Genomic DNA, 11466 nt, shown 5'->3' on the forward strand with positions numbered 1-11466 from the left:
GGCGTCACCACACTGGAATCCCCATGACCTCTCCCAAATTCCGCAAAAGCCTGCTGTGCCTGTCCTTGGCCGTGGCGCTCGGACAGCCCGTCCACGCCCAGGTCGCCGACACCTTCGTCGCCGGCGACATCCGGGTCGACGGCCTGCAGCGCATCTCGGCCGGTACGGTGTTCACCTACCTGCCGATCGAGAAGGGCGACGAGGTCACCGGCGCCAAGACCACCGAGGCCATCCGCGCCCTTTACAAGACCGGCTTCTTCAGCGACGTCCGCTTCGAGCGCCAGGGCGACATCCTGGTTGTCAGCGTGGTCGAGCGGCCGTCGATCAACACCCTGACGCTCAAAGGCAACAAGGAAATCAAGACCGAAGACCTGCTCAAGGGCCTGAAAGGCATCGGCCTGGCCGAGGGCGAGACCTACAACCCGCTGAACCTGGACCGGGTCACCCAGGAACTGCTGCGCCAGTACAACAACAAGGGCAAATACGGCGTCACCATCACCCCGACCGTGGCCACCATCGACCGCAACCGGGTCGACGTCACGCTCGACATCGCCGAAGGCAAGGGCGCGCGCCTGCGTGACATCAACATCGTCGGCAACGCGGTCTATGCCGACGACGTGCTGCGCGAAGGCTGGGAATCGAACACCAGCAACTGGCTGTCCTGGTACAAGCGCGACGACCAGTATTCGCGCGAGAAGCTGTCCGGCGACCTCGAGAAGCTCTCGGATTATTACCTCGACCGCGGCTACGTCGACTTCAACGTCGAATCGACCCAGGTCGCGATCACCCCGGACAAGAAGGACATCTTCCTGACCGCCAACGTGACCGAAGGCGAAGTCTACAAGGTCAGTTCGGTCAAGGTCAGCGGCGACACCATCGTGCCGGTCGCCGAAGTCGAGAAGCTGGTGCTGGTCCGCGCCGGCAACACCTTCTCCCGCCAACTGCTGACCGCGACCAACGACCGCATCACCGCCATGCTCGGCAACATCGGCTATGCCTTCGCCGAAGTGAACCCGGTCCCGGAAATCGACCGCGAGGGCCGGGAGATCGGAATCGACTTCGTGGTCACCCCCGGACCGCGCGTGCAGGTCCGCCGCATCGAGATCGAAGGCAACGTGCGCACCAACGACGAAGTGGTTCGGCGCGAGATGCGCCAGTTCGAAAACAGCTGGTATTCGCAGTCGGCGCTGGACCGCTCCAAGATCCGCCTGCAGCGCCTGGGCTTCTTCGAGACCGTCGAAGTCGAATCGAAACCGGTTCCGGGACGCCCGGATCAGGTCGATGTCGTGATGAAGGTCAAGGAGCGCAACTCCGGCAGCTTCGTGTTCGGTCTCGGCTACCAGCAGCTGTACGGCATGACCGCCTCGGTGCAGCTCAGCGAGAACAACTTCCTCGGCACCGGCAACCGGATGGCGGTCTCGGTGCAGAACAACAGCTATTCCAAGCGCCTGAGCTTCTCCTATACCGACCCCTACTTCACCGAGAACGGCGTCAGCGTCGGCTACAACGTCTCGTTCAGCGATTACAACCAAGGCGATTTCAACACCGCGCGCTACACCTCGAAGAACTTCAATTTCGAGTCGGTCATCGGCATCCCGCTGAGCGAGACCGACAGCGTGCAGTTCGCGCTCGGTTTCGACAAGATCGACCTGACCACCACCCTCGGCTCGACCCCCAAGCCGCTGATCGACTACCTCGACGACATCCTCGGCACCCAGCCGTATTTTCCGTGCTTCCCGTCGGTCGACGACGACAACAACCCCGCGACGCCGTCCGAGAACGACGACAACAACCCCGCGGCGCCGGACCCCGACATCTGCGGCTTCAACCAGACCTGGCCGACCCGTCAGGTGCGCGCGCAAGCCGGTTGGGGCCGCGACTCGCGCAACGATTACCTGTTGCCGACCGCCGGCACCTACCACCGGATCGGCGCCGAATTCTCGTTCCCGGGCTCGGACATCTCCTACTACAAGCTCAGCTACCAGTTCGAACACTACCGTCCGCTGAATTCCTGGCTGGTGCTCAAAATCGGCACGGACTTGGGCTACGGCGACAGCTACGGCAACAGCGGCGGTTACGGCCTGCCGTTCTTCAAGAACTTCTACGTCGGCGGGCCGCAGTCGGTGCGCGGCTACGAGGCCAACACCCTGGGACCGAGCTACGGCACCTGCGCCATCGTCGCGCCGGCAACCACCTGCGTTCCGAACTACCTGCAGCCGCTCGGCGGCGCCCTGAAAGTAGCCGGCACCTTCGAGCTGCTGTTCCCGAAACTGTTCAACTCGCGCGGCACGCGCCTGTCGGCCTTCCTCGACTACGGCAACGCCTTCGCCGGCAGCTTCGACTACAGCGGCTACACCGATCCGAGCGTGGGCGCGGTGTACGGCACCGAGAAATTCAAGCTGAACGCCCTGCGCGCCTCGGCCGGCGTCGCCCTGCAGTGGCAGGCCCCGGTCGGCCCGATTTCGATCAGCTACGCGATGCCGATCAACGAAGGCGAGTTGGACCGCGTCGAACGTCTGCAGTTCACCTTCGGCCAGCAGTTCTAAACGCGGATGCTGACGCTAAAGGCGCTGGCGGAGCGGTTCGGACTGCCCTACCGGGGCGACCCGGGTACGCCGGTGCACGGCATCGGCACCTTGGCCAACGCCGGACCGGGCCAGCTGGCGTTCCTGGCCAATGGCAAATACGCCGGCCAGCTGGCCGACACCAAGGCCTCGGTGGTGGTGCTGTCCGAGGCCGAGGCCGACGCCTGCCCCTGCGCCTGTTTGATCAGCGCCAACCCCTACACCAGCTTCGCGCTGATCAGCGTCCTGTTCGATGATGGCGACGACCTGCCCACCGGCGTGCATCCGACCGCGGTCATCGCGGCCAGCGCCGCCGTGGCGCCCGGCGCGCGCATCGGCCCGTATACGGTGGTCGGCGAACGCGCGGTCATCGCCGCCGGCGCGCAACTGCACGCGCATACGCACGTCGGTACCGATTGCGTGGTGGGTGAAGACTGCGTGCTGATGCCCAAGGTCACGCTGGTCAAGCGCGTGCGCCTCGGCCGGCGCGTGCGCGTCCACTCCGGCGCGGTGCTCGGCGCCGACGGCTTCGGCATCGCCTTCCACGACGGGCACTGGACCAAGATCGCCCAACTCGGCGGCGTCGCCATCGGCGACGACTGCGAGATCGGCGCCAACACCACCATCGACCGCGGCGCCATCGAGGACACCGTGCTCGAGAACGACGTGCGGCTCGACAACCAGATCCAGATCGGCCACAACGTCCGCATCGGCGCGCATACGGCCATCGCCGGCTGCGTCGCCGTCGCCGGCTCGACCCGCATCGGCCGCTGGTGCCTGATCGGCGGCGCGGCCGGCATCGTCGGCCATATCGAGATCGGCGACCGGATCACCGTCGGCGCCATGAGCCTGGTCACGCACTCGCTGCGCGAACCGGGCGAATACGCCTCCGGCACACCGATCCAACCCAAAGGCGAATGGCGCCGCAACGCCGCCCGCTTCGCGCGCCTGGACGCCATGGCGCGCGAACTCAACACACTGAAGAAATCCCGGGATTGACCATGCCATACGATGTTTCCAAACTGCCCGTCGACGCCGTCTGCATCCAGAAGCTGCTGCCGCACCGCTATCCGTTCCTGCTGGTCGACCGCGTCACCGAATTCGAGCCGGGCGTGCGCGTGCGCGCGCTGAAGAACGTCAGCGTCAACGAGGCCTTCTTCAACGGCCACTTCCCCGGCGCGCCGGTGATGCCCGGCGTGCTGATCGTGGAGGCCCTGGCGCAGGCCGGCGGCCTGCTCAGCCAGCTGACGCTGATGGGCGACGACGGCTGCACCGGCAACGAGGGCAAGCTGTTCTATCTGGTCAAGATCGACAACGTGCGCTTCTCCAAGATGGTGGTGCCCGGCGACCAGCTGGTGCTGGACGTCACCCTGAAGCGCAAGATCCGCAACATGGCGCTGTACGAGGGCGTGGCCCGGGTCGACGGCAAGGACGTGGCCAGCGCCGAGATCCTGTGCGCGGAGGGCGGCCAGTGAACATCCACCCGACCGCCGTGATCTCGGCCGAAGCGCGCATCCACCCCAGCGTGCGCATCGGCGCGTACACCGTGATCGAGGGCGAGGTCGAGATCGGCGAAGGCACCGAGATCGGCCCGCACTGCGTGATCACCGGCCCGACACGCATCGGCCGCAACAACCGCATCTACTCGCACGCCGCGCTCGGCGGCGATCCGCAGGACAAGAAATTCCGCGGCGAACGCTGCGAGCTGGTGATCGGCGACGGCAACACCATCCGCGAGTTCACCACCTTCAGCCGCGGCACCGGCGACGGCGGCGGCGTGACCCGCATGGGCGACGACAACTGGATCATGGCCTACGTGCATATCGCGCACGACTGCGTCATCGGCGACCACACCATCTTCGCCAACAACGCCTCGCTGGCCGGCCACGCCGAAGTCGGCGACTGGGCCATCCTCGGCGGCTTCTCCGGCGCGCACCAGTTCTGCAAGATCGGCGCGCACGCCTTCGTCGGCATGGGCAGCCTGGTCAACGCCGACGTGCCGCCGTTCGTGATGACCTCGACCCAATACGCCGAACCGCGCACCATCAACGCCGAAGGCCTGAAGCGCCGCGGCTTCGGCCCGGAGCGCATCCGCGCCATCAAGAACGCCTACCGCACGGTGTACATGGCCGGCAAACCGCTCGAGGAGGCCAAGGCCGAGCTGCGCGCGATGGCGGCCGAATCCGACGACGTGAAGTTGATGCTGGATTTCATCGAAGCCAGCAGCCGCGGCATCCTGCGCTGAACCGATGAAGATCGCCATCGTCGCCGGCGAGGCCTCGGGTGACCAGCTGGCGGCGGCGCTGATGGCGGCGTTGCGCGCGCGGCGCCCGGATGTCGAGTTCATCGGCCTGGGCGGCCCGGCCATGCAGGCCCAGGGTCTGCGCTCCTGGTTCGATTACGGCCGACTGTCGGTGATGGGGCTGGTGGAAGTGCTCAAGCACCTGCCCGACCTGCTGCGGTTGCGCAGGGATCTGCTGGCGCGCATCCTCGCGCAGAACCCCGACGTGGTGATCGGCGTCGACGCGCCGGACTTCAACCTCGGACTGGAGAAGCGCTGCAAGGCCGCCGGCCTGCGCACCGTGCATTTCGTCAGCCCCTCGGTCTGGGCCTGGCGCGAGCAGCGCGCGGCCCGCATCGCCGAATCCGCCGACCGCGTGCTGTGCCTGTTTCCGATGGAGCCGCCGATCTACGCCCGTTACGGCGTCGATGCGGTGTTCGTCGGCCATCCGATGGCCGATGCCGTACCGCTGGAACCCGAACGCGCGGGGGCGCGCGCCACGCTGGGGTTGGAAGCCGACACGCGCGTGCTGGCCATCCTACCCGGCTCGCGGCTGTCGGAAATCCAGCGTCTGCTGCCGGTGTTCCTGCAGGCCGCTACGCGCATCCGGCACGGCCTGCCCGGCATCCGTTTCTGCATTCCGGCCGCCGATGCCCGCTGCCGGCAGGCGATCGACGCGCAGCTGGCCGTCGCCGGCATCGATGACGTGCAGGTGCTTGATGGTCAGGCGCGGACCGCGATGATCGCCGCCGACGCGGTGCTGTTGGCCTCGGGCACCGCGGCGCTGGAGGCCATGCTGTGCAAACGCCCGATGGCGGTGGCCTACCGCATCTCGCCGCTGACTTACCGCATCGTCAAGCTGTTGGGACTGCTGAAGGTGGAACGCTTCAGCCTGCCGAACGCGTTGTCGGGCCGCGATCTGGTGCCGGAACTGATGCAGCACGACTGCACGCCCGAACGCATCGCCGACACGCTGTTGCCGATGCTGACGCGCGACACGCCCGACCCGGCGCTGCTGGCCGAATACACGCGTTTGCATCATCTGCTCCGGCAGGACGCCGCCGGACGCGCCGCCGATGCGGTGCTGGAACGGGTCGGCGGCACGCGGCCATGACCGTCGCCGGCGTCGACGAGGCCGGACGCGGACCGCTGGCCGGGCCGGTGCTGTGCGCGGCGGTGATCCTGCCGCCGGATGACGGTCTGGCGGGGCTGGACGACTCCAAGAAACTGACCGAAGCCCGGCGCGAACGCCTGTTCGACGCCATCCGCGATGCGGCTGTCGGCTACGCCATCGTGGCGGTGGCGGCCGAGGAAATCGACCGGCTGAACATCTTCCAGGCCACGATGCAGGGCATGGCACGCGCAATACGTGCTTTGCCAGTTTGTCCGGAGCTGGCGCTGATCGACGGCAACAAGATCCCGCCCGGCCTGCCCTGCCCGGCACGGGCGCTGGTCGGCGGCGATGCCTTGGAGCGCAGCATCATGGCGGCCTCGGTGCTGGCGAAAGTGAGCCGGGACCGGCAGATGCTGGCGCTGCATGCCGAATATCCCGAATACGGATTCGACCGTCACAAGGGCTACCCGACTCCGGCGCATCTGCAGGCCCTGCATCGCCATGGCGCCTGTCCGCAACACCGGCGCAGCTTCGCGCCGGTGCGCGCGGCTATTGCGGAATTAGGCGGAAAGTCACCCTGACTTCCCCCGCATGCGCGCCGCGCTGCCGGCATGGATACTGATGGGGCAATCCGCCGACAGCCGAGGTGTCCCATGTCCTGCAATCCGACCCTGATGAGCCTGAAACCCCGCTTCCAAGACGACCATGAATGGAGCCGCTTCCTGGACTTCGTGGAAACCCGACGCGTGCGCGGCAGCGCCGAGGAACTGTGGCTGCAGTGGGACATCCACCGGCTGACATGCCAGGCCACGCTGCAGCCCTGGCCGGGCGGCGGCCGCTACCGGCCGGAGGCGCACGCGCCGTTGTTCCGCTGAAGCCCGCGGCACGCGGCGGAGCGCCATACGGCGCGCTGTCAAGCCTTGTTATCCCCGGACGGGGCGTCTAAGCTTAAGGTCCGTTCCAGGCGCGACCATGACCCCGACCTTCGTCCACTGCCACCTGCACAGCGAATTCTCGCTGACGGATTCCACCATCCGTCTGCCCGAACTGGTGGCGCGCTGTGCGGCGCTGGGCATGCCGGCGGTGGCGGTGACCGACAACTGCAACCTGTTCGCCCTGGTCAAGTTCTTCAAGGCCGCCGAGGGCGCCGGCATCAAGCCGATCGCCGGCGCCGACCTGTTCATGGACAACGGCCAGGGCGGCTTCCACCGAATCACCGTACTGTGCCAGAACCAGGCCGGCTACCTCGGCCTGTCGCGGCTGATCTCGCGCGCGCATCTGGAAGGCCACACCCGCGAACTGCCGGTGATCGAGCCGGAATGGCTGTTCGCCGAGAGCGAAGGCCTGATCGTGCTGCACGGCCGGCACAGTCCGCTGGCGCATCTGATGCTTCAGGGCGACAAGCCCGACGCGGTAAGCCGGACCGCGGAATGGCTGAGCCTGTTCCCGCGCCGGCTGTACATCGAGATCACCCGGCTCGGCCTGCCGGAGGAAGCCGGCTTCAACCCGCGCGCGATCGCCTTCGCCAACCGCCACCATCTGCCGTTGTTGGCCAGCAACGACGTGCGCTTCCTCGACGCCGCCGATTTCGAGGCGCACGAGGCGCGCACCTGCATCGCCGCCGGCCGGGTGCTGGACGACCCGAAGCGGCCCAAGGCCTACAACGCCGAGCAGTACCTGAAGTCGCCGGAGGAAATGGCGGCGCTGTTCGCCGACCTGCCCGAGGCCTTGGCCAACAGCGTGGAACTGGCCAAGCGCTGCAACCTCGAGCTGTCGCTCGGCACCTATTACCTGCCCGACTTCCCGGTACCGGAAGGCCATGACCTGGACAGCTGGATCCGGCACGAAGCGCACGAAGGGCTGGCGCGCCGCCTTGCCAAATTCCCGCTGGCGCCGGGGCATGACCGCGAGAGCTACCGCCAGCGGCTGGACACCGAGCTCGACGTGATCGTGACGATGGGCTTCCCCGGCTACTTCCTGATCGTGGCCGACTTCATCAACTGGGGCAAGAGCCAGGGCATCCCGGTCGGTCCGGGCCGCGGCTCGGGCGCCGGTTCGCTGGTGGCCTGGTCGCTGGGCATCACCGACCTCGACCCGATCCGCTACGACCTGCTGTTCGAGCGCTTCCTGAACCCGGAACGGGTGTCGATGCCTGACTTCGACATCGACTTCTGCATGGACCGCCGCGACGAGGTCATCGACTACGTGGCGCGCAAATACGGCCGCGACAAGGTCAGCCAGATCATCACCTACGGCACCATGGCCGCCAAGGCGGTGGTGCGCGACACCGGCCGCGTGCTGGGCATGCCCTACGGCCTGGTCGACTCGGTCGCCAAGCTGATTCCGATGACCCTCGGCATCAGCCTCGACGACGCGCTCGGCCTCTCGGACGCGGCCAAGAAGGACGCCTCGCTGGCCTCCAGCGAACTGATCGCGCGCTACCACAGCGAAGACGACGTGCGCGACCTGATCGACCTGGCGCGCAAGCTCGAGGACCTGACCCGCAACGCCGGCAAGCACGCCGGCGGCGTGGTCATCGCGCCGCGGCCGCTGACCGACTTCAGCCCGCTGTACGCCGAACAGGTCAGCCCCGGCGAGACGCCGACCAGCGTGGTCACCCAGTTCGACAAGGACGACGTGGAGGCGGTCGGTCTGGTGAAGTTCGACTTCCTCGGCCTGCGCACGCTGACCATCATCCAATGGGCGGTGGACGCGGTGAACGCCGCGCGCGCGCAGTCGGCCGACGATCCGATCGACATCCTGGCCATCCCGCTGGACGACGCCGACACCTACCGGCTGCTGTCCAAGGGCCTGACCACCGCGGTGTTCCAGTTCGAATCGCGCGGCATGAAGGATTACATCAAGAAGCTCGAGCCGAGCACCTTCGAGGACCTGATCGCGCTGGCCGCGCTGTACCGGCCAGGCCCGCTCGGCTCGGGCATGGTCGACGACTTCATCAACCGCCGGCACGGACGCGAGCCGGTGGTGTATCCGCACCCCAGCCTGGAAGGCATCCTGAAGCCGACCTACGGCGTCATCGTGTACCAGGAACAGGTGATGCAGATCGCGCAGGTGATGGCCGGCTACTCGCTCGGCGGTGCCGACCTGCTGCGCCGCGCGATGGGCAAGAAGAAGCCCGAGGAGATGGCCAAGGAGCGCCTGAAGTTCGAGGACGGCGCGCGCGCGCTCGGCATCGACGGCAAGATCGCCACCGGCGTGTTCGACCTGATGGAGAAGTTCGCCGAATACGGCTTCAACAAGTCGCACTCGGCCGCCTACGCCCTGGTCGCCTACCAGACCGCCTGGCTGAAGACGCATTACCCGGCGCAGTTCCTGGCCGCCACGCTGTCGTCCGACATGGACAACACCGACAAGGTGGTGAACTTCCTGCAGGACTGCCGCGGCTTCGGCATCCGCGTGCTGCCGCCGGACGTCAATGCCTCGACCTACATGTTCGCCGCGCTCGACCGGCACACCATCCGCTACGGCCTAGGCGCGGTCAAGGGCGTCGGCGAAGGCGCCTGCCTGGCGATCGCGCGCGAACGCGAAGCCCGTGGCCCGTTCGCCGACCTGCTGGATTTCTGCAAACGCGTGGACTCCAGCAAGCTCAACCGGCGCGTGCTCGAGGCGCTGATTCAGGCCGGCGCGCTGGACGCGCTGGGCGCCAACCGCGCCTCGCTGATGCTGCAGCTGCCGGAAGTGCTGAAGGCCACCGAACAGATGGCGCGCGAAGCGCAATCGGGCCAAGTCTCGCTGTTCGGCGAAGGCCCGAGCAACGACATCCGCATCGAGCTGGCGGAAATCGCCGACTGGCCGGTGGAGGAACGCCTGAAGGCCGAACGCGACACGCTCGGCTTCTTCCTCAGCGGCCACCCGCTCGATCCGTGGGCGGCCGAACTGAAGCAGCTGGGCGTGTGCCCGCTGTCGGAACTGGAAAAGACCTGGCAGGAGCGCAAGGACCGCCGCGGCGAAGCGCACGTGGTGGTGGCCGGCCTGATCAGCCAGATGCGCAAGCGCGGCGACAACCAGGCCTTCGTGCTGGTCGAGGACCAGCAGGACGGCCTGGAGTGCGCGTTCTTCAGCGAGGCCTACCAGGAGTCGTCGGCGCTGCTGACCCGCGACCGCATCGTGCTGATCGAAGGCAGCCTGCGCGAGGACAGCTTCAACGGCGGCTTCTCGCTGCGCGCCAAGCATTGCTGGGATTTCCACGCCCTGCTGCTGCAGTACGCCAAGGGCATCCAGTGCAAGCTCGACCTCTGCCACCCGGACACCTGGCAGACGCTGCAGGCCCTGTTGATGTCGTACCGGCCGGGGCCGACGCCGGTGATGCTGCAATTGCGCACCGCCAGCGCCGAGGGCCGCCTGCGCGCGCCCGCGCACCACTCGGTGCGCTGCGAAGCCGGGCTGATCAGCCGCCTGCGGCAGATCGAGGGCATGGGCGAGGTGCAGGTGGCGCTGGCCCGGCCGTGGGCGCTGGCCGGCACCGCGAGCGCGGCCTGAAAGCCCTGATACAATAGCGCCATCGTTCCGCGGACCCGACCATGAACCCCAATTTCCTCGACTTCGAACAGCCGATCGCCGACCTGGACGCCAAGATCCAGGAGCTCAAACGCGCCAGCCACGGGCCGGGCGTCAATATCGAGCTGGAGGTGGACGGCCTGCAACGCAAGCTGGAGCAGCGTACCGCCGAGATCTTCGGCAAGCTCAGCGCCTGGCAGATCTCGCAGCTGTCGCGCCATCCGCAACGCCCATACAGCCTGGACTACTTCGAGCTGATGTTCGACGAGTTCCACGAACTGGCCGGCGACCGCACCTTCGCCAACGACAACGCCATCGTCGGCGGCCTGGCGCGCCTGAACGGCCGCGCCTGCATGGTCATCGGCCACGAGAAGGGCCGCGACACCAAGAGCAAGGTCCGCCGCAACTTCGGCATGCCGCGCCCGGAAGGCTACCGCAAGGCGCTGCGCCTAATGCAGACCGCCGAGCGCTTCGGCCTGCCGGTGCTGACCTTCATCGACACCGCCGGCGCCTGGCCGGGCATCGACGCCGAAGAACGCGGCCAGTCCGAAGCCATCGCACGCAACCTGCTGGAGATGTCGGAGCTGCGCGTGCCGGTGGTCTGCAGCGTGATCGGCGAAGGCGGCTCGGGCGGCGCGCTGGCCATCGGCGTCGGCGACGTGACCCTGATGCTGGAATACAGCACCTATTCGGTGATCACCCCGGAAGGCTGCGCCTCCATCCTGTGGAAGACCCGCGACAAGGCGCAGGAAGCGGCCGAGCAGATGAACATGACCGCGACCAGCCTGAAGAACCTGGGTCTGGTCGACCGCGTGGTGCCCGAACCGCTCGGCGGCGCGCACCGCAATCCGGCCGCCATGGCCGAGATGCTGAAAGCCGCGATCTGGGACGAGCTGCAGAAGCTGGAAGCGATTCCGACCGACGAGCTGCTCGAGCGCCGCTACAAGCGCCTGCGCGGCTACGGAGCGTACGACGTCGCCTCCTGAGGC

General features: G+C 67.3%; 9 protein-coding genes. All 9 read left to right on the forward strand.

Annotation, left to right across the window (positions count from 1 at the left end; translation table 11 throughout):
• The first annotated feature begins 23 nt into the window (after positions 1 to 23).
• A complete protein-coding gene (bamA, locus tag IEV56_RS01370) occupies positions 24 to 2546 on the forward strand; it encodes an outer membrane protein assembly factor BamA (RefSeq protein WP_188446960.1) in 2523 nt (840 codons plus the stop codon).
• A gap of 6 nt (positions 2547 to 2552) precedes the next feature.
• Positions 2553 to 3563: a UDP-3-O-(3-hydroxymyristoyl)glucosamine N-acyltransferase gene (lpxD, locus tag IEV56_RS01375; protein WP_188446962.1), complete on the forward strand. Its 1011-nt coding sequence runs from the start codon at positions 2553 to 2555 to the stop codon at positions 3561 to 3563.
• Positions 3564 to 3565: 2 nt separating this feature from the next.
• The gene (gene fabZ / locus IEV56_RS01380; protein ID WP_188446964.1) at positions 3566 to 4039 is read left to right on the forward strand and encodes a 3-hydroxyacyl-ACP dehydratase FabZ; all 474 of its coding nucleotides are present in this window, start codon (positions 3566 to 3568) and stop codon (positions 4037 to 4039) included.
• Positions 4018 to 4809 (forward strand): acyl-ACP--UDP-N-acetylglucosamine O-acyltransferase, encoded by a 792-nt coding sequence (gene lpxA / locus IEV56_RS01385; RefSeq protein ID WP_188446966.1) that lies wholly within the window; start codon positions 4018 to 4020, stop codon positions 4807 to 4809. Before fabZ ends, lpxA begins: the two co-directional genes overlap by 22 nt.
• Before the next feature lie 4 nt (positions 4810 to 4813).
• Positions 4814 to 5959 (forward strand): lipid-A-disaccharide synthase, encoded by a 1146-nt coding sequence (gene lpxB, locus IEV56_RS01390; RefSeq protein WP_188446968.1) that lies wholly within the window; start codon positions 4814 to 4816, stop codon positions 5957 to 5959.
• Positions 5869 to 6540, forward strand: a complete 672-nt coding sequence (gene rnhB, locus IEV56_RS01395) for a ribonuclease HII (RefSeq protein WP_425488557.1) — start codon at positions 5869 to 5871, stop codon at positions 6538 to 6540. Before lpxB ends, rnhB begins: the two co-directional genes overlap by 91 nt.
• 93 nt (positions 6541 to 6633) lie before the next feature.
• On the forward strand, positions 6634 to 6834 hold the full coding sequence (locus IEV56_RS01400; RefSeq protein ID WP_188446972.1) for a hypothetical protein: 201 nt from the start codon (positions 6634 to 6636) through the stop codon (positions 6832 to 6834).
• Between the two features lie 97 nt (positions 6835 to 6931).
• Complete coding sequence (gene dnaE / locus IEV56_RS01405) at positions 6932 to 10459, forward strand: DNA polymerase III subunit alpha (protein WP_188446974.1); 3528 nt, start codon at positions 6932 to 6934, stop codon at positions 10457 to 10459.
• Between the two features lie 41 nt (positions 10460 to 10500).
• On the forward strand, positions 10501 to 11463 hold the full coding sequence (locus IEV56_RS01410) for an acetyl-CoA carboxylase carboxyltransferase subunit alpha (protein WP_188446976.1): 963 nt from the start codon (positions 10501 to 10503) through the stop codon (positions 11461 to 11463).
• Positions 11464 to 11466: the final 3 nt, after the last annotated feature.

Origin of the sequence: Arenimonas maotaiensis, assembly GCF_014638745.1 — a bacterium.
GTDB classification, from domain to species: Bacteria; Pseudomonadota; Gammaproteobacteria; order Xanthomonadales; family Xanthomonadaceae; genus Arenimonas; species Arenimonas maotaiensis.

Coding starts and splice junctions, on each gene's coding strand:
- dnaE (WP_188446974.1), top strand. CDS start 6,932: ATGACCCCGACCTTCGTCCACTGCCACCTGCACAGCGAATTCTCGCTG.
- fabZ (WP_188446964.1), top strand. CDS start 3,566: ATGCCATACGATGTTTCCAAACTGCCCGTCGACGCCGTCTGCATCCAG.
- IEV56_RS01400 (WP_188446972.1), top strand. CDS start 6,634: ATGAGCCTGAAACCCCGCTTCCAAGACGACCATGAATGGAGCCGCTTC.
- IEV56_RS01410 (WP_188446976.1), top strand. CDS start 10,501: ATGAACCCCAATTTCCTCGACTTCGAACAGCCGATCGCCGACCTGGAC.
- bamA (WP_188446960.1), top strand. CDS start 24: ATGACCTCTCCCAAATTCCGCAAAAGCCTGCTGTGCCTGTCCTTGGCC.
- lpxD (WP_188446962.1), top strand. CDS start 2,553: ATGCTGACGCTAAAGGCGCTGGCGGAGCGGTTCGGACTGCCCTACCGG.
- lpxB (WP_188446968.1), top strand. CDS start 4,814: ATGAAGATCGCCATCGTCGCCGGCGAGGCCTCGGGTGACCAGCTGGCG.